The organism is Rahnella victoriana, assembly GCF_021276285.1.
GTDB lineage: Bacteria > Pseudomonadota > Gammaproteobacteria > Enterobacterales > Enterobacteriaceae > Rahnella > Rahnella victoriana.
In genome coordinates this window covers 156,602-183,431 of sequence record NZ_CP089920.1, presented here as the reverse complement: position 1 = coordinate 183,431, position 26,830 = coordinate 156,602, and the positions used below count along the sequence as shown (strand labels likewise).

21 protein-coding genes are annotated in these 26,830 nt (G+C 54.9%); 11 read left to right on the top strand and 10 right to left on the bottom strand.

Annotated features, from left to right (window positions below; translation table 11 throughout):
- Positions 1-89: 89 nt before the first annotated feature.
- The 7 genes from J9880_RS22205 to J9880_RS22175 all read right to left on the bottom strand — a co-directional run bounded on the left by J9880_RS22205 (position 90) and on the right by J9880_RS22175 (position 10,913).
- Positions 90-2,474 (bottom strand): virulence factor SrfC family protein, encoded by a 2,385-nt coding sequence (locus J9880_RS22205; RefSeq protein WP_232770797.1) that lies wholly within the window; start codon positions 2,472-2,474, stop codon positions 90-92.
- Entirely contained in the window at positions 2,471-5,443 is a 2,973-nt protein-coding gene (locus tag J9880_RS22200) for a virulence factor SrfB (RefSeq protein WP_232770796.1), read from the bottom strand. Before J9880_RS22200 ends, J9880_RS22205 begins: the two co-directional genes overlap by 4 nt.
- Before the next feature lie 4 nt (positions 5,444-5,447).
- A complete protein-coding gene (locus tag J9880_RS22195) occupies positions 5,448-6,809 on the bottom strand; it encodes an SrfA family protein (RefSeq protein WP_232770795.1) in 1,362 nt (453 codons plus the stop codon).
- 208 nt (positions 6,810-7,017) lie between these two features.
- Positions 7,018-7,425 (bottom strand): hypothetical protein, encoded by a 408-nt coding sequence (locus J9880_RS22190; RefSeq protein WP_131693096.1) that lies wholly within the window; start codon positions 7,423-7,425, stop codon positions 7,018-7,020.
- A gap of 244 nt (positions 7,426-7,669) precedes the next feature.
- Positions 7,670-8,560, bottom strand: a complete 891-nt coding sequence (locus J9880_RS22185) for a dihydrodipicolinate synthase family protein (RefSeq protein WP_232770794.1) — start codon at positions 8,558-8,560, stop codon at positions 7,670-7,672.
- 48 nt (positions 8,561-8,608) lie between these two features.
- Entirely contained in the window at positions 8,609-10,054 is a 1,446-nt protein-coding gene (locus J9880_RS22180) for a DHA2 family efflux MFS transporter permease subunit (RefSeq protein ID WP_131693094.1), read from the bottom strand.
- A 124-nt stretch (positions 10,055-10,178) separates the two neighbouring features.
- Positions 10,179-10,913 (bottom strand): 2-phosphosulfolactate phosphatase, encoded by a 735-nt coding sequence (locus J9880_RS22175; protein WP_232770793.1) that lies wholly within the window; start codon positions 10,911-10,913, stop codon positions 10,179-10,181.
- 141 nt (positions 10,914-11,054) lie between these two features.
- Between J9880_RS22175 and J9880_RS22170 the strand changes: the two genes are divergently transcribed.
- From J9880_RS22170 to J9880_RS22155, 4 genes are all read left to right on the top strand, one after another.
- The gene (locus tag J9880_RS22170; RefSeq protein ID WP_232770791.1) at positions 11,055-11,978 is read left to right on the top strand and encodes a DMT family transporter; all 924 of its coding nucleotides are present in this window, start codon (positions 11,055-11,057) and stop codon (positions 11,976-11,978) included.
- 251 nt (positions 11,979-12,229) lie between these two features.
- A complete protein-coding gene (locus tag J9880_RS22165) occupies positions 12,230-12,709 on the top strand; it encodes an Hcp family type VI secretion system effector (protein ID WP_232770790.1) in 480 nt (159 codons plus the stop codon).
- A 36-nt stretch (positions 12,710-12,745) separates the two neighbouring features.
- Positions 12,746-13,450 carry a hypothetical protein gene (locus J9880_RS22160; RefSeq protein WP_232770789.1) on the top strand — a complete coding sequence of 235 codons (705 nt, stop codon included), beginning with the start codon at positions 12,746-12,748 and terminating at the stop codon, positions 13,448-13,450.
- Entirely contained in the window at positions 13,450-13,791 is a 342-nt protein-coding gene (locus J9880_RS22155; protein WP_232770787.1) for a DUF2645 family protein, read from the top strand. Before J9880_RS22160 ends, J9880_RS22155 begins: the two co-directional genes overlap by 1 nt.
- 54 nt (positions 13,792-13,845) lie before the next feature.
- Here J9880_RS22155 and J9880_RS22150 read toward each other — a convergent pair whose 3' ends face one another.
- Together J9880_RS22150 and J9880_RS22145 are read right to left on the bottom strand one after the other, a co-directional pair.
- On the bottom strand, positions 13,846-15,093 hold the full coding sequence (locus J9880_RS22150; RefSeq protein WP_232770786.1) for an LVIVD repeat-containing protein: 1,248 nt from the start codon (positions 15,091-15,093) through the stop codon (positions 13,846-13,848).
- Positions 15,094-15,102: 9 nt separating this feature from the next.
- A complete protein-coding gene (locus J9880_RS22145; RefSeq protein ID WP_232770785.1) occupies positions 15,103-16,170 on the bottom strand; it encodes a sugar ABC transporter substrate-binding protein in 1,068 nt (355 codons plus the stop codon).
- 221 nt (positions 16,171-16,391) lie between these two features.
- Here J9880_RS22145 and J9880_RS22140 point away from each other — a divergent pair, with 221 nt between their 5' ends.
- Positions 16,392-17,474 (top strand): oxidoreductase, encoded by a 1,083-nt coding sequence (locus tag J9880_RS22140; protein WP_232770783.1) that lies wholly within the window; start codon positions 16,392-16,394, stop codon positions 17,472-17,474.
- 54 nt (positions 17,475-17,528) lie between these two features.
- Here J9880_RS22140 and phoC read toward each other — a convergent pair whose 3' ends face one another.
- Positions 17,529-18,266 (bottom strand): acid phosphatase PhoC, encoded by a 738-nt coding sequence (phoC, locus tag J9880_RS22135; protein WP_095925740.1) that lies wholly within the window; start codon positions 18,264-18,266, stop codon positions 17,529-17,531.
- A gap of 295 nt (positions 18,267-18,561) precedes the next feature.
- Between phoC and J9880_RS22130 the strand changes: the two genes are divergently transcribed.
- The 6 genes from J9880_RS22130 to otsA all read left to right on the top strand — a co-directional run bounded on the left by J9880_RS22130 (position 18,562) and on the right by otsA (position 26,817).
- A complete protein-coding gene (locus J9880_RS22130; RefSeq protein WP_095925739.1) occupies positions 18,562-19,542 on the top strand; it encodes a VirK/YbjX family protein in 981 nt (326 codons plus the stop codon).
- 388 nt (positions 19,543-19,930) lie between these two features.
- Positions 19,931-21,496 carry an MFS transporter gene (locus J9880_RS22125; protein ID WP_095925738.1) on the top strand — a complete coding sequence of 522 codons (1,566 nt, stop codon included), beginning with the start codon at positions 19,931-19,933 and terminating at the stop codon, positions 21,494-21,496.
- Between the two features lie 87 nt (positions 21,497-21,583).
- Positions 21,584-23,650: a right-handed parallel beta-helix repeat-containing protein gene (locus J9880_RS22120; protein ID WP_232770781.1), complete on the top strand. Its 2,067-nt coding sequence runs from the start codon at positions 21,584-21,586 to the stop codon at positions 23,648-23,650.
- Between the two features lie 77 nt (positions 23,651-23,727).
- Positions 23,728-24,408 carry an oligogalacturonate-specific porin KdgM family protein gene (locus tag J9880_RS22115; protein WP_095925736.1) on the top strand — a complete coding sequence of 227 codons (681 nt, stop codon included), beginning with the start codon at positions 23,728-23,730 and terminating at the stop codon, positions 24,406-24,408.
- A gap of 205 nt (positions 24,409-24,613) precedes the next feature.
- Positions 24,614-25,396 (top strand): trehalose-phosphatase, encoded by a 783-nt coding sequence (gene otsB / locus J9880_RS22110; RefSeq protein ID WP_232770910.1) that lies wholly within the window; start codon positions 24,614-24,616, stop codon positions 25,394-25,396.
- Positions 25,393-26,817, top strand: a complete 1,425-nt coding sequence (gene otsA / locus J9880_RS22105) for an alpha,alpha-trehalose-phosphate synthase (RefSeq protein WP_095925734.1) — start codon at positions 25,393-25,395, stop codon at positions 26,815-26,817. The genes otsB and otsA overlap by 4 nt, the downstream gene beginning before the upstream one ends.
- The last annotated feature ends 13 nt before the right edge of the window (positions 26,818-26,830 follow it).

The window sequence follows — 26,830 nt, the reverse complement described above, 5'->3', positions numbered from 1 at the left end:
TTGCGGTGATGAGTCTGATTTTACCGGTCATGCACAGAAAATCGGGATAAAAAAACGGAGCCTTATTTTGCGGCTCCGTGTGTTTACCCTTAGTGTCCGGCGTTCAGCGCCTTCAGCAAATGCATCAGCGTTTCACGCGCTTTGGCCGGGATTTCCCCGCCTGCCGCGTATCCGGCATTTCGCATAATGCTTTCCTGCAACCCCACCAGCCAGTCGTAAATATAAAACGCCGTGGTATTGGTCGGAGTGGCGGAAAGTTTGGTCAGACGGCGGGAGGATTTCCAGCTGGCGACGCTTTTCTGCGGCTTGGCAAAAATCTTGTTGCCTTTGTTGATGCGGCTTTCAGGCCGTTCCGCTTCCGCTTGTTTCTCGAAGCCCAGCCAGGCAACGAAATCGCCGAGCACGGTCAGCGCGCGGGAAACCTGACGGTCCGCGTGATGCTCATGTTCACGCGCGCCCGCCGGTAACGCGCCGCCGAGGGAGCGAACCAGCGCCTCACCCATATTCAGACGGAAACTGGCGGTGATCAGCTCTTCCATCAGCAGTTCAACGGTCGGTTTTGCCACGCCAAGCAGGGCAATCAGCGGTTCGTTTTCCGGCAGGCTGCGCAGATGGTTGATCCAGTAACGCTGCACCTGACGGGCAAACGCCGTGCCGTCGTCCGGTTTTTCCTGCCATGCCTGAACATCCTGTTGCTGCTCGGCAAACAGATCGATATCAATACCGATGCCGAAACTCTCTGCGCCTGCCTCATCCGTTTCGCCGGTGTCTGCCGGTTGAGCGGTATGTTCGTGATAAATACGGTGCAGTTCCTCGCGGCCGGGCAGCAGTTTTTCCAGCAACTCGCCGTGCACACCGGTGCGGGTTTGCAGGGCTTTAATCACCGTCTGCACCGTCCGCTGTTTCTGTGCCGGATCCGCCACGTCGCCTTCCTGATACCAGCGTCCGAGCAGGTTATCCGTCAGTTCCCGGTGCAGTTCGTCGCGTAATTCACACAGACGGTTAAGACGGACTTCAGGACGGATTTCCGCCACCAGATAATCCGCCATACGTTGCAGGCCGCGTTCGTCCATCGCCAGCAACGCGCCCCAGGCATCGCCCGGATTACCGACATGGCGCTGAACGGCTTCGTCATAATGCACTGATTCAGTCATGCGGCGGTCAAACGGCGTCAGCACCCAGACCAGCCCCGGTTTGCGGCGGCCACGTACCTGCGTGTTTTCGCCGTGCATTTCCCGCACCCAGTGTTCCAGCGTGCGCCCCACGGCCACCACATCATCACGGTTATCTGCGGCGGTGCACACCATCAGCATGTTCATTTCATGGCGATCGGTGTAGCGCTCCGGCAAATACGCCACTTTGGCGCGGAACAGTCGCTCAAGTTCATCACCCTGATTGTCATCGAAACGGGCACCGTGTCCCGGTAAATCCAGCAGGTCGATCTGCTCAAACAAGGCTTCACGCGGCGGAGACAGCAGGGGAATTTGCACTTCAGACGCCAGCAGCGTCAGCTCTGCCAGTGACAACGTCACCGGTGTCGCACTTTCCTCGCCAAACTGCGGACACACCGGGATCTGAATATCCCAGGTCGGCGACGGGCTGAACATGCCGTCGGCCGGTTGCATCGCGTCGTCCACTAAAATACTCAGCGGAGCCAGCAGGCTTTGTGCGCCACCCAGATGCTGCAACGTATGTGCGTAATGACGATAGGCAGCGGTCAGCACCGGATCATTGCCCCACAGCAGCGAGAACAAACGCGCGCGGTCATCAATGTTCAGATAAGGCGCGAGCTTCACCGCCACCGGCCAGTAATGCGCATTCAGATGGCGGAAACGGCGGGGATCCAGCCGAATCATGGAATCCCATAATCCCATCATCTTTTCGCTGGTAAAGCCTTCTACCGGTTCCGGCTGGCGGTGCATCATCAGCTGATTCAGATGTTCCGTGATTTGCTGTGCATCCGGTACGTGATACTGACTGTCCGGCCGGAATGCGCGGGTGACGATACGCGCCAGATCCGCTTCATTGAGCAGTAATACCCGCACCGGAAACGCACGGTCACGCACGTCGGCCTGACGGGTGAAGCGGGTGGCAAACCGCGCCTCACGGTTACCGGGATTAATCTGCGTCAGATAATCGAGGGTCACGCCGCCCAGACGGGTTTCAAGGCGTCCGTAATTTCCGGCGGCCAGCGAGCAGATCAGATAGGATTTTCCGGCCTGCGAATGACCGTAAAAGCCCAGCGCAGGCGGCAGTTCACAGGCCAGCGCCAGACGCTGCGCCTGATCGCGGCAACGCTTTAACTGCAGGTTCAGCCGGTCCGCTTCCAGATCCAGACGCGGCGCCTGTGCACGGGTGGATTCCACCCAGTCCAGCGCATCGGTGAGGGTGGCAGACGTCGCCGCAAACTGACGTTGCAGCGCGTTAGTGGTCAGTGATGGCACCGGAATAGTTGCTGTTGTGCGGGTAGTCATGAGACGAATACGCTCCCACTGTCGATCCAGTAATGGCTCTCGCCCAGTGTGTTTAACCGCAGACGCAGGTGATGAGACGGCACTTTAGTGCCGTTATCCAGCACCGCGCTGGCGATATCGAAAAATTCCGGCGTCGGGTGATCTTCCCCTTTTTTCACCGCCAGTTTGACCCGCAGCACGCTGTCGCCCGCCACTTTACGCGCCAGTTCAGGCTCGGCAATCGACAGGGTATACAAAGGTGACGCAGGCCAGCGGTCATTTTCCAGCTGACGGAAACCGAGACAAATAGCGCCACGGATACGGAAGCTGGCCGCGCTGTCGAGTTTGTAATCGTGGGCATCGAGGTCAATGTCGCTGTAACACACATTGTCGTCGTTCAGCGCCTTGTTACCATCGAGCATGCCCAGATAGCGCACCGTGGAATAGGGCTGGAAATCGCCCGCTTTAAAATAGAACCCCGGCAGACGCAGATCCAACGCCAGCAGGCACAGCATCGCGCCGACGGCCGCCGTTGATTTCGGGTTGTCGATACGACCGAGTTTGTTAAACGGATACCAGCCGCTGGTGTGATAACCATCCAGCGATAGCATACGGTTGATCGGCAGCGGTTGCAGATGGCGGAACAGCGCCTGAATGCCGGGGAAGCGCGAAGGGCGGCCGGTCAGCAACAGCACATCGCAATCATGCAGCGACACCACTTCGCACAGCGAACGCAGGTTCTGCGTGATGCTCATGCGATTGGATAAAAACTCGCTGTGCAGCTTGCTGAGTTTGAGCACCAGCGGTGCCTGCAAAATATCAAACACCGCCGAACCGGCAGGCAGCACGCGCTGAATTTCGCCGTGCAGGTAATCCAGCACTTTCTGCGTCGGCGCCTGTTCCAGCAGTTCACCAAACGGCGCATCGATTTCTGCGTGAGTATCCAGCGGATCAAACCGCTCGTAGACTTCCAGCACCGCGCGCGCCAGCGGAATAAAAATCTGTAACGTGCTTTGCTGGCGCAGCGTGGCGTGACCGTCCATGCGGCCTTCGCTGCCAAACAGGCGCGTCATCAGGCTGTCCGGGTTCGCCAGACCGGCTTTTTTCAGCGCCGCATGTAACGCCGGTAAAATATAGAGCTGAATGACATCCAGCAGAATGTCGTCGCCCGCGACTTTAAAACCTTCGCGGAACAGCAGGCGCGGGGTGATTTTGACGTTATTGCCCATGCCGTCATCCAGCCAGTACTGGGTGATCGCCAGATCGGTGGTGCCGCCGCCGATATCAATCGAGGCGATGCGCAGAGTTTTGCCCACCGGCTCGTCATCGGCCAGTTCACGATCCGGACGCGCCATGCTGGCAAAGAATTCGCCGGTATGACCGCCGAAATTCACCTGGGTTTCGTTATACAGATAGACCATTTGTCCGCAGGTGGCTTCGTCCCATTCCATCTGCACATCCGGCACCGGCATGCGGCTTTTCGCCTTGTCGGCCTGCGATTTAAAACCGTCATCCGACGGATGCCAGCCCATGGATTTCCACACCAGACCGATGGCTTCCTGCATACGGCGGCGGAAAATCTCGCGTTCCGGTTTCGGCATCGCCGACGGCAGGGTCAGAATGATATTGCGTAACTGACGCGGCGCTGAAGAACGCAGCATTTTGGTCCGCTGCGCCGGGCTGTTGATTTGCATCAGCGCCTGCGCCAGCAGTTCAGACAGCATCAGCGTCATCACCGAACTGCGGCTGTAATGGGCAGAAAATACCGGCAGACGGTCTTCCGGCGCTAAATCAGACAACGGCTGGCCATCATCATTGATCAGGAAGGTCAGCGGCATGGCGGCCGCCACCGGCTCCTGCACTGCGCCGTGTCCGCCCTGACTGAAACGCCAGCCCGGCGTGTAACTGTCTTCATCCCACAGATAACGGCGCGGGCTGGAAATCCCGGTCGATCCTTCCGTGCCTTCCCGCAACAGGGCCAGACGGCTGGCTTCACGACCGGCGCGCAGAATAGACGGCCAGATAAAGGCGTCATCACGACCGCTTTCGACCGAGAAATTCGGTTTGCCGAAACGCGCCTCGGCGAATTCCACCCGGCTTTCGAACAGTTCGTTATAGAGAAAATGTGGCTGCGAAAGGTCGCGCAGTTGCAGTTCGCTGGTCTGTTTCAGGCCATCGGTTTCCCCCACATGGTCTTCCACCAGAATGCCGCAGGTATGCGAGTTGCCGACATCGAGGATCAGATCCACATTGATCGCCGGTTCCTGCAAGGTGGCACCGTTGATCTTCAGTTCCGGGATACCCAGCTGGCTGCCGAGCATTTCCAGCAGATTCAGGTAATGCGCCTGATATTCAAACTCGCGCAGCGCAACTTTGATATTGCGCGCCTCGCGAGCCTCCCGCAGGGCCGACTGCTCGGTAAAGACTTCACGCAGCCAGCCGTCAACCCAGGTCTGATCGAGGAAATCGAGAAGCTCTTCGTTATGCCACGCCAGCGCAAAACTGATGCCGTTTTTCACGTCATCCGTGACCGGCGTCAGCTGAGTGTGTTCCTCATCGCCTTCCGCCACACGGGTATCAAAAGCAATCACCACGCGGTGCGTACTGCCATCGGCTTCCGGTTTATCCAGTGTACGGATTTGCACCCGCGCCCAGTTGTCCGGCCCGGCCATAAACGTCCGTGGCGGATTGAAACGCAGGAACGGCAACGGCAGCCAGATCTGATCCAGCAACTTGAGCGACTGTTCCAGCGGGAAACTGAACTCAGGACGTACCACTTCAGGCGCGCCGCCGTCCAGCCCCGGTAAAAAATGACGGCCATTTTGCGGATTATAATCCAGACGCAATAACGGGCCGTTGGCGCTTTTACGCACAAATTTGGCAGGCAGTCCGTCATCCCAGACCGGCTTCAGCGCGAAGTCGAGGAACTGAATGCCGCTGTCCTGGATCAGGGTAATCTTTTGTTTAAAATCAATAATCGTTGCCAGCATGCTGTTATTTACCTTCGCGCTTAATCGTCATTGGGTAAACCGTGTCGCCGGTATAACGGCCCTGACACACGGCAGCGCCGGTCGCGCCCTGAGTACAGCTGATTTCCGGCATCTGATAGCGGGAACCGTCGCTGCATTTCGCCCTGTAACGGCTGTTAATCACCAGATTGCCTGATTGCATCAGACCGGCATTGGCCGCCGCACGGCAGGTCACGCCCGCGCCGTAAGTGATTTTCACCGTACCCTGACCTTGTTTGAACTGATAACGCAGCACCGGCGGTTTGCCGGTCACCGGATCTTTGATATCGACGACCACATTCCAGTTACCGTTGAGGAATTTGGTGGAACCGATTTTTACCGCGTCCGGCGGCATCACCAGCGCATTCTTGCTGACCGGCGCAGGGGCCGGTTCGGCGACAACCGGTGTATTTTCCACTTCCGCCACCGGTTGCGGCGCAGGGACAACCGCCGCAGGCGCGACCGGCAATGTCACCGGTTCAGGTGTTTTCACTTCCGGCGCGTTGATTTCTGCCGCCACCGGCGGCGGGGCGATCACCGCAGGCTGTGCTGCCGGCGGGTTGACCGCTTCAGGTTTCGGCACGGCGGCTTTCACCGTGTCAGTTGCTGGCGCAGGCGTGCGCGAATACAGCCAGCCTGCGGCCGAACCGGCCACCACCAGCGCCGCCACCGGCAGCGCCCAGATTAATGGCGATAATGTGCGGCGCGGGGCGGCAACCGGTTCCGGTTTCACCTCCTCCTGCTCAGCCGCACGGGCCTCGATGGTTTTGATCACCCGTACCGGTTCCGGCGCTTCAACCACCGGTTCCGGCGCGTTGATTTTTTCAGCCATCAGCGACAAGGCCGGCAGCGGCCCATCGGCTTTCAGGGTGTCACGCAGGGCGGCAAAAGGATCGGCATTGCTGGTGCTGTCGAGACTGACAAAGCCCCAGAACGTCAGCACCGGCTGACCACCGACCAGATAGACATGGTTTTGGTCCGGGAAACGAAACGCCTTTTCCAGCAGGGACCCGAAGAACTGACTGGCGGATTTTTCAGAGGATTTTGCTGCCTTGCTGATTTGCGCGACCACTTCCAGACAATTTTCCAGCTGACGCAAAGCCGAAGCGCGGGCAGCATCTGTCGCCGCCGCCCAGGACACCACTTTGCCTTCACGGGGGGAATACCAGTCGAGGCGGTCACCGGCCTCGTTAAGTTGCGGGATCGCCAGACAATCGGCAATCACAGGGTGTTTACGCAGACGTAAGGTTTCGCGTAATTGCAGGGCTGAGGCGTAAACCGGTTGCCCGTTTTCGCCCAGCGCAAGGATGTCATTGAGACTGCCACTGCGTAAAAATGATTTTGCCACGCCTGAATAGCCTTTATTGGTTTTGCCCGGCATCAGCGCACAGGCAGAAAAGGTTCATGATGCTGCCACTCTAGGCGATTTAAGCGAAATCAAACGGCGGAATAAGCGACAAAAAGGGTGGCTGTTTAGGGCGTGAGCGCGATGAAAAAGAAGGGAAACCCGTACGGGGGCAAAACGCGCTGTCAGCCCCCATGTGGTGGTCAGAAAATTACAGGTGGAAGTTATCGTACAGATGGCGTTCTATTGCGATCAGTTTGTTACGGTCATAATGACCAAAAAAGAGCGGCCCGCCAATGGCGTTGATCGCCACGCCGCTGGCGGTGATCGCCGCCGATTTAAAATCACCGGCTTTTATCGCCCCCACAGTATCACGTGCAAATACCCGCGCTTCTGAAAGTGAAGCCGATGTTTCGTAAAGGCGTCCGTTTGTCACCGCAGTAATATTGCGTGAGATGCTTTGATACGCCTGCTCCGAAATACCCACATTGGCCTCGCGCAGCATTCTGTTAACGCAATACACCGCCTGCGCGTAAATCGAGAATTTGGTGGTTCTGATTATTTGTTGCTCAAGCTGCCCTCTGCGAAAGAGTCCCTGACCATTATCACCGTATGGCATTATCATTCCTTTTGACTTTCAGTTAAAAACAAACCTCTCCGCGCGGCGGAAAATAGCCTTTCCGCCGCGACGCATAATAATAGAAAGCCGTTTATTCCGACCCCTGAAAATCAGAAAAAAGTGATATGGCGCAAGGATAAAACGGCAGGGTAACAGGCTGTAAGATAATGACATTCACGCTGTGAATGTCATTAGATTTAGAAAGGAACTTAGTTAATAATCCCCCCGTATTTCAGTCCGTGCTTCAGTGCTGAAATAAGGTATCCAGCACGGAAGTAAGATGCTGACGCGCATCGCCCGACAACGACTGAAGGGGTAACGGTAAGCAAGGCGCAGACACTATCCCGAGGATCTCCGCCGCGGCAGCCACTACACGCAAACTGCCGTGTGAACGGAACAGCGCCCAGAGCGGCTCCAGCTGAGCAGACAGCGCCTGCGCAGTCTGCGTATCGCCTTTTTGCGCCGCTCGGGTGATCGCCAGCGGAATTTCCGGGAACAGTCCGGCAATCACCGAATACCACACATCGCCGCCCTCGGTGAGCACCGTTGCCGCCGCCAGATCGCCCGCCGCGCCCAGCGTCACATGCGCAGGCACCTGCGGGCGGAGTGCTGCCAGCCGCTGGCGCGTGGTCAGCGGATCCACTGAAAGACCAGGGATTTTGATGCTGCCGACGTGAGGCAGTTGCGCGATACGCGCATAAAGCGCATCGGAAAACTCAAAATGGGTGGTGGCCGGATTATCGTAAACGCACAGCGGCACGGAAAGATGTCGGCTGACGGTTTCATACAGCGTAAACACTTCGTCTTCCGTCAGTTTCTGATAAGACACGGGAGCCAGTAACACCGCGCTGACGCCCGCCCGCTGGGCATCTTCCGCCAGATGCAGTACATCGGACGTACGCACCGACCCGATGCTGACCATCACCGGGATCCCTCTGGCATGTTCCACCGCCAGTCGCGCCACGCGGTCGCGTTCACTGTGTTTCAGATAGGCATAGCTGCCCGTCGAACCCAGCGCGCCAATCGAATCCACACCGGCCTCTGCCAGCCTTTCCATCAGTCTGACAAAGGCTTTCTCATCAATGCCTTTATCTGTCAGCGGTGTGAGAGGAAACGCACTTAATCCTGTGAACATCGGGTTCTCCGGAAGGGTGAATGAACAGACTTATCATAGAGCAGTGATTTACTTTTTGCCGGATACCGATGATCCGGCATCCGGTTTCAGGCGCAACATATCCAGCCAGCCGATCAGCGTCAGCACGGCAATCACGATAAAGGCCACTTTAAAACTCATGCCCGGTACCGATCCCCAGTGCAGTGCATCCACCAGTTGTTCACCGAGACGGGTCCCGAGCGCGCCCACCGTGATCCCCAGCCCCACGGAAAGCTGCAAGACCGTACTGAACAGGGTATTGGCGTCGGCCATTTGTTTCGCCGGTACGTCGGAAAACGCCAGCGTGCTGATACCCGTAAACTGCATCGAACGGCTGAGACCGCCGAGAAACAGCAATATCATCACCAGCCAGTCAGGCGTGCCGGGCGTCAGGAACGCGCAGAACAGCAGCGAAAACACGCTGAGCAGGCCATTGACCACCAGCACCGGACGAAAACCGAAACGGCGGATCAGCGGCGTGGTCGCCGGTTTCATGGCCAGATTCCCGGCGAACACCGCCAGCACCAGCAAACCGGCATGGAAGGGATCCAGCCCGAAACCGACCTGCAACATCAGCGGCAGCAGGAAAGGAACGGCGCTGATGGTTACCCGGAACAGCGAACCGCCGCCCATACTGATACGAAACGTCGGGATCACCAGCGCACCTAAATGCACCATCGGGGCAGGATCGCGGTACAAATGACGAACAGCCAGCACCGATAACACCGCGCCCGCCAGCAACAACAGCACCGCAGTGGTCCATAGAATATGGTCCTGACTGATCAGTTCCAGACCCGTCACCAGCGACAGCATCGCCAGCCCGGTCAGCACAAACCCCGGCTTGTCAAAATGCTTCGGCTCTTCGGCAGGTTCCTGCGGAAATAACCGCCACGCCAGCATGATGGCGATGATCCCGAGCGGCACATTGATATAGAAAATCCAGTGCCAGGAGGCGTAGTGCGTGATGAACCCGCCGAGCGGCGGCCCGAGGATCGGCGCGACCAGCGCGGGCCAGGTCAGCGTGGCGATGGCTTTAATCAGCTGCGGTTTCGGCGTGGTTTTCAGTACGGTCAGACGCCCGACCGGCACCATCAGCGCACCGCCAATCCCCTGAATGATGCGCAAAATAATAAATTCGCTGACGCTGCTCGCCATGGCACAAAACAGCGAGGCCAGCGTAAACACGGCAAGGGCGAAGGTGAACACATTCCGCGCCCCGAACCGTTCTGCCGCCCAGCCACTGGCCGGGATCAATACCGCCAGCGTGAGCATATAGGCGCTCATCCCGGCATTCAGATCCACAGCGGAAACCCCGAACGACAGGGCCATTTGCGGCAGCGCGGTGGCAATCACCGTGCCGTCAATGAACTCCATGAAAAAAGCCGCTGCCACCAATAAAGCAATTACGGAGAGACCCGAACTGACGGCGGACTCTTCCTGCGGATGTTCTGACGCATCCGATTTACTCTGGCTCATGTATTCTGTCCCGGATAAAACGACGTCGCTGCAAGATGCAGCAAAAGATAGATGATAAGTATCAAACCTATCACACACCTTTATGCGGGTTATAGATCAGACGAGGATCAAAAAGAGCGGTTTTTTACGCGCCGCTTACCGCCGTAAAAAACTCACCCTTTAACGGGCAGGCAAAATCACTCACATCCTCCTGCAGACACAGGGCGACATCAGCAGCAAAACCACGGCGTAACAACTCCCTTGCGGAGCCGCACTGTTCAAGTTCCGCCAGCGGCAGGTTGTCGTACACCGCACGGGCCGCACGGGCTTCAGGGGAAACAACGCGATGTGGCAAACGGGCAACCAATCCTCCCGCAGCGGCGAGATCTTCAATCGCCGGACGCAGACTGTTATCCGGCCATTTTTCACCGGCGGGGATCAGCAGAATGCGCTGATACTTTTCACAGGCGCGGGCAGTGGCAGTGGCAGTGAGATTACGAAAGCAGGCAGTGAAAATCGCGGCGTCATGGGTTCTGGCGGCAAAGGTCAATGCTGAACCGTTGGGAGAAGGCAGGACCAGCCGGGTTCCGGCGGAGATTTCCTGCAAAGAGCAGGGCGAAAGCGTGAAACCCGGCCCCTGAAAACGCCGGTCAAACTGCGCGCATTGCGCATCCCGCGCAACGGCATACTGCTGCGCACTGGCGTCTTTCCACGGATACGGATACACCGTAGCGCCAGAGTCTGTTGCGATACTGACGCAGGTGGAAAACGACATCACATCGATAATCACGATGCAGTCGGCGTCCGCCGCCAGATGCTCCACCGCCTGCGCGCCCCATTCCAGACGAACATCAAAATCAGTTTGCGAAAAATCAGTCATTGAAACGCCCTGGTGAGAATAACAAAGCAAGAAAAAGAGGATTTGTCAGGAAGTAAATTAACTACACTGAACAACACAATTTTAGCGGTCTGCATACATCAATAAAACAAGACATCAGATAATGTTCAATAGGGGATGTGAATGAAAAGTGGTGATTATTGCCGTCTGTTGCTGTTAGCCGCGATCTGGGGTGGCAGCTTTCTGTTTATGCGGGTGGCGTCTCCGGCGTTCGGGGCCATTAATACCGCGTTTCTCCGGGTGTTGTTCGGATTTATCGGGCTGGTGGTGATCCTCGCGGTGCTGAGAACGCCGCGCGATTATCAGCAAAAATTTGGCCATTCGTTGCTGCTCGGGGTGATCAACTCCGGTTTGCCGTTCCTGATGTATTGTCTGGCCGCGCGCTGGCTTCCGGCGGGTTATTCCGCCATCCTCAACGCCACCACGCCGCTGATGGGGGTTGTGCTCGGCGGCCTGTTCTTCCATGAAACCGTGACGCTTAAAAAAGCACTCGGCGTGCTGACCGGCCTGTTCGGCATTACCTTGCTGACCACCACCGGCAGCGCAGAATCAGTCCCGCAACTGCTGGCGGGGGTGATAGCCTGTCTGGTGGCGACCGGTTGTTATGCTGTCGCCGGTTTCCTCACCCGTCGCTGGATCACCGAACGCGGCGGGCTGGATCCTAAACTGGTGGCTACCGGCAGTCAGCTGGGTGCCACATTGTTCCTGCTGCCGTTTTTCCTCTATACCTCGGCTACCGAAGCGCCGGTGACCTGGGCGCAACCGCTGGTCTGGCTCTGTGTGCTGGCAGTCGGTTTCGTTTGCACCGCGTGGGCGTACATTTTGTATTTCCGGCTGATTGCCGATATCGGCCCGCTGCGCAGCATGACCGTGACATTCCTGATCCCGCCGTTCGGCATCCTCTGGGGGTATCTGCTGCTGAATGAAACGCTGTCTGAAGGGTTCTTTGCCGGTGGCATTCTGATCTGTCTGGCGGTTTGGCTGGTACTCAGTCCGGGAAAATCGCTGGCCGGAAAACCGAAAACACCCGCACCTGAAACCAAATAATCTCAGGTGCGGGCAGGGGATTAGCCGAGGTATTGATAAGTCGCCGCAAGGTCACGTAGCCTGCGGCGTTTATTTACGTCATTTAAAAAAACACCAGACAAATAAATGCATTGAATTACATCCACCAAATGAATATATGTTCCTAAAGTGTATAAATGAACGGTCTGGTTTTTGAATAAATGTGAAGCAGACAAATAACAGGCCATCGCCCATGTGTAAAATGACCCACAACCATAAAAAAGGAGACACACATGGCGAACATGATTTACGTGACAATTAAAGGAAAGCAACAAGGTTTGATTTCTGCCGGTTGCTCAACGCTGAATTCTATCGGTAACCGGTATCAAGCTGCTCATAAAGATCAAATCATGGTTCTGTCCTTCGAACACGCATTGACCAGAGCGAAGAATGTCAATCACGGTCCGATCTCATTTATTAAACTTATCGATAAGTCATCCCCCTTATTTGGCATCGCCATTTCTGCCAATGAAGAGCTAGAAATGAAGTTTGATTTTTTCCGGACATCGGCTTCAGGGGTTAATGAAATTTACTATTCGGTAACGGTAAGGAAAGCATATCTCCATGGCATCAGCCTCATTTATCCCCACGCCATTGATCATGCAGGTGACCAACCAGAAGAAATGATCTCAGTTAATTACCAGAGCATTACCTGGGAGCATATTAAAGCAGGCACTTCAGGTTATAGCATTTGGGATGAGCGCGTTTTCTAAAAACTCTCACCGATATGATTAAACAAGGTTGGCATTATGGAAAACAACGAACTCATCTGCAAACCGGAGGGCAGGAATTTTCGCCGCTGGGATTTTCTTGATTATACTATTGCAAGGTGGCACGAGGATGACCCGTTTAATTATTGGGGTGACGCTTACCTTTACCTCTATAAAGACTCATTCATCCGGTTTCACAAAGAAACAATTACAAAATATGCGCACATAGCAAAGATACCTGCGCTGCTTCTTGCTGATGTTGCATGGCAGGAAGCCGGGGGCAAACCCGACAATTTAAAACCACAAGTCTTATTATACAGACAACTTATCGATTCATTCCGAAGCAATAATGATTACTCTAACAGAGTCTCCATTGGAGTTGTGGCAATACAAATACGTGCCGTGGCCGAAACTCTGGGGATAGAACCGAGATCACTTTCAACAAGACAACAATTGCAAATTGGAAGATGTTTACAAAATGACGATTTTAACTTAAAAGTTGTTGCTCTTCACTTACGTGAACTCGTTGAATATGACTATCCAGACACCAACACCGACATACTGACTGACGAACAATTGATATTAGCGGGCTCACGATATAACAGAGGTATTGAAAGGCAAAAACGAGATTTCATTAACGCTATTTCTTTACCTGTAAGCGATCAGCGCCGCAATTACATTTCTTACGGACTTGCCATTATAAAACGGAAGGACAGAATCAAAAAACTGATGGGAATTCACTGATGGATAATTTAAAGCCCGTAACCCTTTCTGCATTACTCGGCCCTTTTGTTTTTTTATATTATTGTTTTTGTGCGTTACTGATTTTCATCTTTTCTGTTATTGATACAACACAAAGTCTCACTGAGACTTCAGACTGGTGTGCAAATGTGCAGGGGTTTGACGGTCTTGATGGAGATGTCACGCGAGGATTCTCTGCTTTTGTCACCGCACTCTTTATTGCTCCGTTAGTATTTTTCTTTCCCACTGCAATAAAGAAAAAAAACTACAGCAGATGCGTCATGTTCACGGTGATTGCTGTCTACTGGGGGTGGACATTTTTTGGCAGATTTTGGTTTTGTTAGCACACCGAAAACTCCCGCACCTGAAACCAAATAATCTCAGGCGCGGGCAGGGGATTAGCCGAGGTATTCGATAATGGATAATCCGCCGTTATAGTCGGTGCTGTAGATAATGCCTTGTGCATCGACAAAGACATCACAGGACTGGATCACCTGCGGCCTGCCGGGACGTTTATCCATCATGGTGGCGGGCGCGGCGGGCACCAGCGCACCGGTTTCTTTCGGCTGATACGGATTGCTGATGTCGTATGCCCGCACACCGGCATTCTGATAGGTGGCGAAAATCAGCGTTGAGCTGATAAAACTCCCCGGCCGGTTTTCATGCAGATTATGCGGTCCGAAGTGCGCCCCTTTGCTGACGTAGTCCCGTTCTTCCGGTTGCGGGAAGGTCGAAATACTGACCGGATTCGACGGCTCGCGCACGTCGAACAGCCAGATAAGTTTCTCGCCATCTTCCTGATTATCCAGCACCGCTTCATCCAGCACCACCAGCAGATCACGGTCGGGCAACGGCAGCGCGGTGTGCGTGCCGCCGCCAAATGGCGGGCTCCAGTTGCGGTGCGAAATCAGCTGCGGAGCAGTGCGGTCTTTGATATCCAGCAATGTCAGGCCGCCGTCGCGCCAGCTGGCATACGCCGTATCGCCGCTGATGATCGCGTGGTGCAGCGCGTAACGTTTGCCCTCCGGCCAGTCCGGCGTTTCACCGCCAGCGGTGTGCATACCCGGCAACCACCAGCGTCCTGCGACCTGAGGATTGCGCGGATCAGCCAGATCGAGGGTCAGAAAGATGTAATCGCTGTAGCCGTCAATCAGCGCGGACACATACGCCCAGCGCCCGCCGACATACCAGATACGATGCACGCCGATGCCTTCCAGCCCGAGAAAACCGATTTCTTTTGGCTGATCGGGCACCGAAATATCGAAGATGCGCACACCCGCGCTCCAGCCACGCTGCTGCGTACCCTGCACCGTCTCGCTGACGGAGCGGGTGTAATAGACTTTTTCATCGGCGAACCGCACATCCGCAAACAAATCACGGGCGTTGATCACCAGCAGTAAATCGTCATGCGCCTGTAAATGCACATTCCAGGTGCCCGGCGGTGCCGCCACAAAACCGGCAGGGCGCGGATTTTTCGGGTCGCGTACATCCACAATGGAGAAACCCTGTGACACCATATGGCCGATATAGGCGTAACCACGGTGAACCATCACCTGCACGCCGTCCGGTTTTCCACCCTGATCGCTTTGACCGATCAGCCGCATATTACGGCTGTACTCCGGGGTCGGGAGAGATTGCGTTGTCATAATCCGGCCTTATTTTTTATGCTGCGCTTCAAGGGTGGCGAACCACGGCGCAATGAAATCATCGGATTTGCCCCAGCCCGGGATCACTTTCGCCAGCGACGCGACGTTCACCGCATCCGGATGACTGATCAGCAGCGCCTGCGGAATGGCCGCCGCTTTAAACTCATAGGTCGCCGGGGTTTTCTCACCGGCAATTTTGTTGACCACCAGACGCAGGTTGATTGCGCCGATCAGTTTAGGATCTACCGCCACGCTCAGTTTCCACGGGCTGTTGGCGGCGCGCATCAGGCCGATATCCTGATTGGAAATATCGATGCTGTAGAGTTTGATTTCGGTGCGGCCATTTTCCTGCAAGGCTTTGTACGCGCCCTGACTGAACGCATCCCAGGTTCCCCAGATGGCGTCGATTTTGCCCTTAGGGTATTTCGCCAGCAGTGCGCCGATTTTATTGGCGGTATCGCCCTGAACATCCGAAGACACCGCGCCGACCGATTCCAGTTCATGAATGCCCGGACTGGCGGCTAACACTTTTTTGTAGGCATCCTGACGACGTTCCATTGGCGGGAAACCGGCCACCCACAGTTTGACGATATTGGCTTTGCCGTTGAAATCTTTTACCAGTTGCCCGACGGAAAGATCGGTCAGCGAGGCGTCGTCCTGTTGGGTGACGGTCACACCGGGAATGTCACCGTTCACCGCCGTATCGAACACCGATACCGCGATGCCACTGGCCGTAATGCGTTTCAGCAGGTCGGTGGAATAAGGATCACGCCCCTGTGACAAAATAATGCCATCATATTTCTGGCTGATGGCCTGATTGACGAAATCCTGAAATTTGGCGTCGTCGCCGTTACTGAGGAAAGTGCTGACCTGAAAACCCAGTTTGCGGCCTTCCTGAATCGCGCCGGAGACAAACTGCGTGGTGTTGTCATCGGAGCCGAGATTGCGGATCACGGCGATGCGGACCGGCCCTTTATGGTCGGCTATCGCTTTCGGCACCGGCGCGGTGTCTGCCGCGAAAGCAGGAAAAACGGAGAGCAGGCTTAATGCCAGCAATGAAGCAGAAAACAGTTTCATGTTTATTACCCTGTGTGGTTAATCATCATTTAACGGGAGGACAATTCACGCGAGCCCTTTGTGCAGGCTTTTATAGTGGGTTAATGAATTGATTGTCCGAGTTTTCATGACCGGGTAACACTTGGCAACGAACGAAAAGGCATAAGTTAATGCCAAAGAGTATTAGCCATCCGGATGTCCGGGAGTAGGATGTTAACAGCTTCTAAATTAAGGATTTCCCCATGAGTGATACTGATATCCGCGTGGTAACCGGCCCCGCCAACTATTTTTCTTTCCCCGGTGCGATCGACCGCCTTGCAGAATTTTATACGCCGGAACAGCTGGATAAAGCCCTGTGGATTTACGGCGAGCGCGCCCTGGTGGCCGCACAGGATTTTCTTCCGGAAGCCTTTACCGCATCGCAGGCAAAGCGCGTGTTGTTCAAAGCCCATTGCAGCGAAACCGAAGTGCAGCGCATTGCGGATATCGGCGGCCATGACCGTCAGGTAGTGATCGGTATCGGCGGCGGGGCGGTGCTGGATACCGCCAAAGTCGTGGCGCGACGTATGGGATTGCCGGTTGTCGCTATCCCGACCATCGCCGCGACCTGTGCGGCCTGGACGCCGCTTTCCGTCTGGTATAACGACGAAGGGCAGGCGCTGCGTTACGAAATCTTTAATGACGCCAATCATCTGGTGCTGGTCGAACCGCGCATTATCCTGCGCGCGCCGAAAGCGTATCTGCTGGCCGGGATCGGCGACACGCTGGCGAAATGGTACGAAGCAGTCGTACTCAGTCCGCAGCCGGAAAAACTGCCATTAACCGTGCAGCTCGGTCTGAATACCGCGCTGACGATCCGCGACGTGTTACTCAATGAAAGCGAAGCTGCCTTGCAGGCGCAGGACGATAACCAGCTGACGCAGTCTTTCCTGAATGTACTGGATGCGATCATTGCAGGGGGCGGATTAGTCGGTGGTCTGGGCGACCGTTTCACACGCATTGCCGCCGCGCATTCCGTGCATAACGGTCTGACCGCGCTGCCGCAAACCGATGCTTTCCTGCACGGCACGAAAGTGGCTTACGGCATTCTGGTGCAAAGCGCACTGCTCAATCAGCCGGAAGTGGTGACGCAGTTAACCGCACTGTACAAGGTGCTGGATCTGCCGGTGAGTCTGGCGGCGTTACAGGTGGATATTCATGATGAGCAACAGCTTTCCCGCCTGATTGAACGTACCCTGCAACCGGGCGAATCCATCCATCTGCTGCCGGGAAATCCTGACGCCGAACAACTGCGGCTGGCGTTTGAATTTGTGGAGAATAAATAACAGAAGCAAAAAAGGCCCCTGTTAACACAGGAGCCTTTTGTTATTCAGACCCTGTTAAGGATGCTGTTTCGCAAACTCTTCTTTGGCTTTTTGCAGTTGCTGCTGGAAAGCCGTATTGGTGTGCAGGGTGGCGACAACGGCGGAGCCGACAATGCGCGCGGCATCGACGTCACTTTGCCAGTGGTAGCCGCAAATGACCCGGCTCTGGCCTAAATCGAAACCGCGTTGCAGGATCTGATCCTGACGTTGCGGGTTAATTTCGGTCAGCACCAGCGCGGTGGCCCAGCCGATAGAGGTATGGCCGGACGGGTACGAGCCGTTTTTCGACAATTTATCCTGCTCGGTGGTGTTACAGGTCGGGACGCCGTAGAAGGCAAACGGACGGATGCGCATGTACTTTTCTTTGGCAGAGCGGGTCGCCAGATCACCGGCATCTTCGATCATATTGGTCAGTAATTTATGCAGTTCCGGCGTGTCTTTGGCGGTGATCGGCGAGCCGAATGCGCCGGAGAAGGCATTGGCTACGCCGCCGGCGCTCAGGTTGGCATCTTCTGCCGCCAGTTTGCCGCGTTCCGTTGAGCGCAACAGACGGCCCTGTTCATACATGGCCTGATCGTTCAGAAACGCGATACTGCCTACCGCTGGCGGTGGCGGAAGCAGTGCCAGGCTGTTAATCGCCTGATCGTTTTTTAAGTAATAAAGGTCTGGTTTGGTGGTCGCGTCATTGCCGGTCAGGGCGAATGCATTGACAGAGAAAAGGCTGGCGAGGCAAAAAGTAGAAATAATTTTCATCAAGGTTTCCTTACAACTGCTGAATGATCATTACGAATTCATTTTCGTAACATTTCCCAACACATCTGAGTAAACCAAATTATCGCCTGCGGTGTGTGGACGATGTCTGAAAACGAGAAACTCATCACTTTTATGAATAGTTATCTGGCTCTGCCACGGTTTTTTGTCGTGCGGATAAACGGCAGCTAAACAGCCTGCACTTAATCTGACAGCCTCGCTTCTCATTAAAACCACGTTGTAAAGATGTTTAAAAATCCGGTGATAACGTGATGATTTCTGGCACCGGGAAGACATCATGGAACACTCACCACTCAACGACACCGAATCCCTCAGCGGCAATTTCCCCGTTGAACAGACAAGCAAAAAAAGCAGCGGATTCACCCTTTTCAGGGATCTGCTGAGCGGGGCGTGCGTGCCGGATAACCTGTGGCGCGACCGCATGTACCGCGTGAAGTACGCCGTGCGCGCCTTGCTGCATCCGCTGGATACTTTAAAAGTGCTGGATAAAATGGCCGCCGAGCCGTTGTGGCACGAAGCTTTCACCGTGCAGACCAAGCTGCCGGGAAAAATTCACAAACCCTATCTGTATCTCGGATTGCCCTCTGCCGGACGTGCGGCGGCGCTGGTCGATCACTATGACTTTGTGAAAAGTCTCGACAGTGTGGCGTTACGCAACACCTTTCTGAGCGCAACGGGTAACACCATCACCCGCTTTACCGGCAAAGACGGCGAAGCTTTCCATGTGGTACTGGGATCGATCGGTAAATCGGAGCGGGAAGGTGAAGCCAATATGTTCCTCTATATGGAGGAGACCTTGCTCGCCGCGCTGACCTTCAGCGTGGTGCAGCGTCCGCAAGGGCTGACCCTGATCGTCGGCGGGTTCCAGGGCGCACACCGGTCGACGCCGCATGAGGTGATTAAGCAGGCGACCAAATCCTGTTACGGGTTGTTCCCGAAACGGCTGCTGCTGGAAAGCCTGCAACGTCTTGCGGCACACACCGGCGTGCAACACATTCTGGCCGTCAGCGACACCGGGCACGTATTCCGCAGCCTGCGTTACCGTCATCGTAAGAAAAACGTCTTCGTCGCCAGCTATAACGAATTCTGGGATTCCATCAGCGCCACCCGCTGTTCCCCGGCGTTGTATCAGGTACCGGCGGAACTGCCGCGCAAACCAATGGATGAGATCGCCAGTAAAAAACGCTCTGAATACCGCAAGCGTTATGCCTTGCTCGATGAACTGCATGAGAGCACCGCATCGTTACTGGAAGCCTGATCGCAGACTCCCCGTATTTTCCCGCTGTAGCAGGCAACAGGGCCAGGGACTGGCCTTTCCCTTCGTTTATTCCTTCTTTATGCATGACCTTCACTGAAAATTCCGAAGAGGATGTAAAATTCTCGTGCAGGTTAAGTGTCGGTTTAGTAAAGCAATAGACAGGTAATCATTCGATTTAAAACTAATGCAATCCGAACGTTTTCGCCAAATGTGGATAAATGATGGCGAGGAATGTTACACGTATCGCAAAATCGCTGCTCAAAACCCCCGCGCTGTTTTAAATGTGATGCTATTCACATCAATTCATTCATCCCGCCTATATAAAACGCTATCTCTATAAAAACGAAACATCGGTTCATTTTATAAAAATCTCTCTGGGCGGAAACTCATGAACGCAGAAAAACCTATTTTATTTAAACATCAGCTGGCTTACGGCGGTGGGAACCTGTTGGGCAGCGGGGCACTGGCGATCGCCGGGATCTGGCTGCTGTATTTCTACACCACCTTTTGCGGCCTGACGCTGTTACAGGCGTCGGCGATCTTCTCAGTGGCCAGTATCATTGATGCCATCAGTAACCCGCTGATGGGCTATCTCTCGGATAATTTCGGCAAAACACGCCTCGGTAAACGCTTCGGGCGTCGCCGCTTCTTCATCCTGCTCGGCGTACCGCTGATGATGTTCTACCCGCTGTTATGGGTAGAGGGCTTCGGTTTCTGGTATTACCTGTCCACCTACGTGCTGTTCGAGCTGATCTACACCTCCGTCATGGTGCCGTACGAGACGCTGGCGACAGAAATGACCACCGACTTCTCCGCGCGTTCCAAGCTGACCGGCTATAAAGCCATTTTCGGTAAAGTGGCGAACTTCCTGGCGGCGTTCATTCCTGGCCAGTTCATCCTTATTTACGGCAAAGACTCGGCGCAGCCGTTCTTCTTCACCGCACTGACTTACGGCGTGATCCTGTTTATCGCCATCGGCATGTTGTACCTCTCGTCGTGGGAGCGTCCGGTAGAAGAAACCACGCCAGCCGATGAGAAGAAAATGAGTCTCGGCAAAACCATGCTGACGCTGGTGCGCGACATGAAATCGACCTTCCATCTGAAGGTGTTCCGCAAGCACCTGGGCATGTATCTGTGCGGCTTCGGGGCGGAATGGCTGTTTGCGTCGGTCTTCACCTATTTCATCATTTTCGTGCTGCAATATGACCCGAGCATGGTTGCCGGGCTGAGCAGTCTGAACTCCATCCTGCAACTGTTCTCAACCGCCATCTTTATCGGCATCTGTGTGAAGCACGGTTTCAGCAAGCCTTACATCCTGGCGCTCGGCATCGTGATTTTCTCTGTGCTTTGCTACAGCCTGCTGCATTTCCTGCATCTGCCGCAGCAATACGCCACCGTCGCCATGCTGACCATCACCGTCGTGTTCGGTATCGGTACCGGCGGGGTGTATTACATTCCGTGGACGGTGTACACCTTCCTGGCGGATATCGATGAAGCCTTCACCGGCCGCCGCCGCGAGGGGATTTACGCCGGGGCCATGACCTTCTCCGGTAAGCTGATGCGTTCGGTGATCGTCTTCGTGATGGGCGCTATCCTGAGTTTCTACGGCTTCCAGTCCAAATCGCACACTCAGCCCGAAAGTGCCGTTACCGCCATTGCGCTGGTGTTCTGCATCGGGGTTATCGCGCTGGCGCTGATGGCGATTGTCTTCAGTAACCAGATGAAACTGAACCGTAAAACGCACTTAGTAGTCCTCGGCGAAGTGGCGCGCATTAAAGCAGGCGGCCAGATCAGCCAGGTGCAACCCGAGGTCCGCGCGGTCATGGAAGAACTGATTGGTTACCCGTATGAACAATGCTGGGGTAACAGCGTGGTGTGCCGCAAAATCTTCGATACCCCTGCCGTGGAAGTTGACGAACCTAAACCCATGGTCAGTACCACGCAGCAACCGTAATACCTGATCTTCTCCGTTATTTTTCATATCACCGACTGGCCGGGAAACCGGCCAGCGACCAGCTACGTTTTTAGGATGAGAACGAACATGTGGGAACCAAAACTGTTTTTTGTCGCGTTGTCCCTCGGGATCAGCGCACAAAGCGTTGCCGCTGCATTGCCTGATACCGGCAAACTGGTGTGGCACAGCATCACGTTCGGTCAGTCGACCGACGTCAACTTCGCCACCAACGTCCTGCCGGAGAAAACCGGCATGAACGAAACGCTGCTGGCGGGGGGTAAACCCGTTGCGGCGGCAGGCACTCTGCTGACCACGCCGTTTACGCTGGAAAGCCGTGGCGGCAAAGTGGGCAACAGCCACGACGGCCTGACCTATTTTTATACCCGCTTACCGGCTGATGTGAATTTCCAGCTTGAAGCGGATATCACGCTCAATCAGTTCGGGCCGGAAAACGGCGCGAAACCGGCAGGGCAGGAAGGTGCCGGCTTGCTGGTGCGCGATATTCTGGGCAACCCGCGTGAACCGGTGACCAAACCGGGGATTGAGGAATTACCCGCCGCCTCGAACATGGTGATGAACAGCGTGATGGCCATCGGGGACACACCGCCGGTCGTGGCGCTGATTGCCCGTCAGGGCGTGCAGCAACCCTGGGGAAATACCGGGATCAGCATCGTGCGTGAAAGCTATCATCCGCTGACCACGCCGACCCGTTTCCTGCTGAAAATGACCCGCACCGACAGCGGTTTTGACGTCGCCTATGCGCCGCAGGGCAGCGATCAGTGGGTCAGCAAGTCGGCAGCTGGCGCTGATCGCGTGACGCAGCTCGACAAGACCGGCTATTACGTCGGCTTCTTCGCCTCACGCAATGCCCGCATCACCGTGCATCACGCAAAGCTGACGCTCAGCGAAGCGCATACGTTGCCGTCCGCGCCTTACGTGACACCGTCACTTAAACCCCGTATTGAGATCATGTCATCCCCGGTGATCACCCGACGTGACAGCGTTTTCCAGTTGCGCACCAATGGCGACGGTAAGGTAATTATCGAACAGGGCGGCAAGGCGTTATTGCGTGAGAAAGCCGTGAAGGGCGGTGACGTGATCGCCGTGCCGTTCCATGCCGAACAGCCTGCCACCACGCTGAACATCACGTTTACGCCGGAAAACGGCACACCGCTGATGCAGACATTCCCGGTCAGCATGGCGCTGGTGAGCAATCCTGATGTGCTGTATGTGTCACCCGGCGGCGCGGCGGATAATGACGGTTCGCAGGAACATCCGCTGGATTTCGCCAGTGCAGTCAATCTGCTGGCACCGGGCGGCACCCTGTGGCTGGCAGACGGCGACTATCCGGCGTCCGTGATCCCGGCGACCGCCAGCGGTACCGCGCCACAGCGCAAAACGCTGCGTCCGCAGGGCAACAATGTGGTGTTTAACGGCCTGAAACTGCAGGCCAGTTACTGGGATGTGCAGGGCATTACCGTCACGCAAAAGAGTTTCCATATCGCCGGAAGCGATAACCATCTTGATCAGGTGAAGGCACATCATGCCGACGATACCGGCATCTGGGTGGCGTCGCCGGACGGCATCGGGCGCGCGTTATGGGCCAGCCGAAACCTGATCAGTAACTCAGAATCCTGGGGCAATCAGGATCCGGGACGCAAAAACGCGGACGGTTTCGCGGTGAAAATGCGCGTGGGTGAGGGTAACCGGCTGGTGAACTGTTATTCCCACGACAATATCGACGACGGTTTTGACCTGTTCAACAAGATTGAGGACGGCCCGAACGGCAGCGTCACCATTGAAAACAGCCGTTCAGTACACAACGGCAGCAACGGTTTCAAACTGGGCGGTGAAGGATTGCCGGTCGCGCATAAAGTGCTTAACAGCGTGGCAGAGGAAAATGGCATGGACGGCTTTACCGATAACTTTAATCCGGGTGCGCTGATCGTGGAAGGCAACCGGGCGGTGGACAATAAACGGTTCAATTTCCTGTTCCGGCCTTCGCCTTACACCACGGCAGATAAACAGGGCATATTTAAGAACAATATTTCCGTGCGCACCGTGCCCGGCAAATATGATGACGCCGTTACCGGCAATGTAGATAAGAGTAATCATTTTTATACCGGCAGTAACAGTACCCATAGCGCGAAATAATTTATTCAGCGCAACCTGAAACAGGACGTTTCTCTATTAAATAAAAATATTAATCAATATCTCTGGGATTATACATAATGAAAAAGAGCAGACTGATGATCTGCGGCTTACTGCTGGCCAGCGCCGGCAGCCAGGCCGTGACGATTGACCTTCGCCATGAATGGCTGGATGACAGTAAACAACATAAAGACAGGGCGATGGTGTCGCACCGTTTTGCCAACGGCTTTGGTTTCTCGCTGGAAGCTAAATGGAAATCCGGCGGTGACAACCCGAATAAACCCTTTAATAATCTGGTAGATAATGGCACTGAAAGCACCGTCAGCTATCAGTATAAAATAACGCCAAAGGTGTTTGTGCAGCCGGGCTTTACGCTGGAATCCAGTTCTGACAGCAGTATTTACAAGCCGTTTTTAACCGCCGGATATACTTTTGACAGCGGGATATATTTCAATGCACGTTACCGCTATGAATATACCCGTTATACCAAAGAAAATACCGAAGACCGTAAAACCAATCGCGGTGAAATCTGGCTGGGTTATCGTCTTGCCGACTGGCGTTTCGAATATAACTATATTTATAAACACAGCGATCAGATCCTGTATGACAATGATAAATGGGATTACGAACAGGATCTGAAAGTGGCTTATAATATTAATAAACAATGGACGCCTTATGTTCAGGTCGGTAATGTTTCCGTGCGCAAAACCACGGATGAAAGACAGACCCGTTTCCGTCTGGGGATCCAGTATAATTTCTGATCCGCACGCCGTGTGGTAATGAGTAACATCATGACGTTTCACGCCGTTCAGTTCACGCTGACCGGCGTGTTTTGGTTTTTGGAATAATCTGATATTCCTTCTAAGTCCTTTATTTAAGCTAGTATTTATTCGATGGTGTAAAGAGGGTCTGCAGTATTTTATTGTGAAGTCCCCCACAAACAGGAGAATTACTTTGGCTACAACGATGAAGGAAACGCTTTCAACCACTCCCCCCATTACCGCCATTACTGGCGACAACTACGCCTTCTTCTTCGATGTCGACGGCACTCTGGCAGAAATCCGTGATGAACCGGATGCGGTCACTATTCCCGCAGAGGTTCGCGATCACCTGAAAACCCTTTTTGCCGCCTCATCCGGCGCACTGGCGCTGATTTCAGGCCGTCCCGTGGAGCAGCTTGATCAACTGGCGGCACCGCTGGTTCTGCCTGCGGCGGGCGTACACGGTGCGGAGATGCGCGACGGTGCGGGTAAACTGCATCGCGTCACCTTACCGGCCGATGTCGAAGCCCGGGTGCAGCACCAGCTGGAACAGGGCATGGCTGAACTGCCGGGCACCTTGCTGGAAACCAAAGGCATGGCCTTTGCGCTGCATTACCGTCAGGCGATGTTGCATCAGCAAAAAGTGCTGGCGCTGGCGGAATCCGTGGTGGCGAACTATCCGGAACTGGTGCTTCAGCCCGGTAAATGCGTTATTGAGATCAAACCCCGCGGCAAGGACAAAGGCGCAGCGATTTACAGCTTTATGCAACAGCCGCCTTTTGCCGGTCGTCTGCCGGTGTTTATCGGCGATGACCTGACCGACGAAAAAGGCTTTGAAGTGGTCAACGCCATGAACGGTATTTCCGTGAAGGTCGGTGAAGGAGAAACCCTGGCCCGTTATCGCGTTGACCGCGTCAGCGATGTTTACCAGTGGATCGAAGCGTTACAACGTCACATTATCACATTGCACAAGGAGTCAACATTATGAGTCGCCTGGTTGTTGTGTCTAACCGGATTGCCATTCCTGACGGGTCGAAATCGGCGGGCGGGCTGGCTGTAGGGATTTTGGATGCGTTGAAAAACACGTCAGGTGTCTGGTTTGGCTGGAACGGGGAAATTAGCGAGTTTTCCGGCGAAGATGAGGATGATCTCAGCCTGATGGAAGATGACGGCATCACCTATGCGTCCGTGCCGCTCAATCAGAACGATTACGATCTCTATTATTGTCAGTTCTCCAACGCCGTACTTTGGCCAGCGCTTCATTACCGTATCGATCTGGTGGATTTCCAGCGTGAAGCCTGGGAAGGCTATTGCCGGGTCAATGATATGCTGGCGAAAAGATTGCAACCGCTGATCAAACCCGACGATACCCTGTGGATCCACGATTACCATTTACTGCCGTTTGCTGCCGCGCTGCGCAAACTGGGCGTGAAAAACCGCATCGGTTTCTTCCTGCATATTCCGTTCCCGACGCCGGAAATTTTCAACGCCGTTCCCACGCACGACGAACTGCTCAAAATGATGTGCGAATACGATTTGCTGGGCTTCCAGACCGAGGGCGACCGCCTGGCGTTTCTGGATAACCTGAAAGCACTGACCGACATTGAAGACTGCGGCGAAAATCAGCATCAGGCTTTCGGCAGCACCTTTGCCACCGGCGTTTATCCAATCAGTATTGCGCCGGACAGCATCAAAGAAATGGCCGAAGGGCCGCTGCCGCCGAAAATGGCGGCCATGGAACGCGAACTGCGCGAAGCCCAGAACATCATTTCCTGTGAACGTCTGGATTACACCAAAGGGCTGCCGGAGCGTTTTCTGGCCTTTGAGGCGTTGCTGGAGAAATTCCCGCAGCACCGTGGCAAGGTGCGCTATTCTCAAATTGCACCCACATCACGCGGCGACGTGCAGGCCTATCAGGAACTGCGTCATCAGCTGGAAACAGAAGTCGGGCGGATTAACGGCAAATACGGCAGCTTTAACCAGACGCCGCTGTTTTACCTGAATCAGCATTTCCAGCGCAGCCTGTTGATGAAACTGTTCCGGCTGACCGATGTCGGACTGGTAACGCCCCTGCGTGATGGCATGAATCTGGTGGCAAAAGAATATGTCGCCGCGCAGGATCCGAAAGATCCGGGCGTACTGGTGCTGTCGCAATTTGCCGGTGCGGCCAATGAACTGACCTCTGCGCTGATTGTTAACCCTTACGACCGTGATGATGTGGCGGCGGCGCTGGATAAAGCCCTGACCATGCCACTGGAAGAACGACTTGAACGGTATAACGACATGATGTCGGTGCTGCGAAAAAATGATATCGCGCACTGGGGAGAAACGTATTTGCGGGATCTTTACGCCATTTCGCCGCACGGTGAAACGCCGCAGTCAGGCGGGAAACACAGCACCGGCGCGTAACATTTTCTAAGCA

Coding starts and splice junctions, on each gene's coding strand:
- J9880_RS22205 (WP_232770797.1), bottom strand. CDS start 2,474: ATGACTACCCGCACAACAGCAACTATTCCGGTGCCATCACTGACCACT.
- J9880_RS22200 (WP_232770796.1), bottom strand. CDS start 5,443: ATGCTGGCAACGATTATTGATTTTAAACAAAAGATTACCCTGATCCAG.
- J9880_RS22190 (WP_131693096.1), bottom strand. CDS start 7,425: ATGCCATACGGTGATAATGGTCAGGGACTCTTTCGCAGAGGGCAGCTT.
- J9880_RS22185 (WP_232770794.1), bottom strand. CDS start 8,560: ATGTTCACAGGATTAAGTGCGTTTCCTCTCACACCGCTGACAGATAAA.
- J9880_RS22180 (WP_131693094.1), bottom strand. CDS start 10,054: ATGAGCCAGAGTAAATCGGATGCGTCAGAACATCCGCAGGAAGAGTCC.
- J9880_RS22175 (WP_232770793.1), bottom strand. CDS start 10,913: ATGACTGATTTTTCGCAAACTGATTTTGATGTTCGTCTGGAATGGGGC.
- J9880_RS22170 (WP_232770791.1), top strand. CDS start 11,055: ATGAAAAGTGGTGATTATTGCCGTCTGTTGCTGTTAGCCGCGATCTGG.
- J9880_RS22165 (WP_232770790.1), top strand. CDS start 12,230: ATGGCGAACATGATTTACGTGACAATTAAAGGAAAGCAACAAGGTTTG.
- J9880_RS22160 (WP_232770789.1), top strand. CDS start 12,746: ATGGAAAACAACGAACTCATCTGCAAACCGGAGGGCAGGAATTTTCGC.
- J9880_RS22155 (WP_232770787.1), top strand. CDS start 13,450: ATGGATAATTTAAAGCCCGTAACCCTTTCTGCATTACTCGGCCCTTTT.
- J9880_RS22150 (WP_232770786.1), bottom strand. CDS start 15,093: ATGACAACGCAATCTCTCCCGACCCCGGAGTACAGCCGTAATATGCGG.
- J9880_RS22145 (WP_232770785.1), bottom strand. CDS start 16,170: ATGAAACTGTTTTCTGCTTCATTGCTGGCATTAAGCCTGCTCTCCGTT.
- J9880_RS22140 (WP_232770783.1), top strand. CDS start 16,392: ATGAGTGATACTGATATCCGCGTGGTAACCGGCCCCGCCAACTATTTT.
- phoC (WP_095925740.1), bottom strand. CDS start 18,266: ATGAAAATTATTTCTACTTTTTGCCTCGCCAGCCTTTTCTCTGTCAAT.
- J9880_RS22130 (WP_095925739.1), top strand. CDS start 18,562: ATGGAACACTCACCACTCAACGACACCGAATCCCTCAGCGGCAATTTC.
- J9880_RS22125 (WP_095925738.1), top strand. CDS start 19,931: ATGAACGCAGAAAAACCTATTTTATTTAAACATCAGCTGGCTTACGGC.
- J9880_RS22120 (WP_232770781.1), top strand. CDS start 21,584: ATGTGGGAACCAAAACTGTTTTTTGTCGCGTTGTCCCTCGGGATCAGC.
- J9880_RS22115 (WP_095925736.1), top strand. CDS start 23,728: ATGAAAAAGAGCAGACTGATGATCTGCGGCTTACTGCTGGCCAGCGCC.
- otsB (WP_232770910.1), top strand. CDS start 24,614: ATGAAGGAAACGCTTTCAACCACTCCCCCCATTACCGCCATTACTGGC.
- otsA (WP_095925734.1), top strand. CDS start 25,393: ATGAGTCGCCTGGTTGTTGTGTCTAACCGGATTGCCATTCCTGACGGG.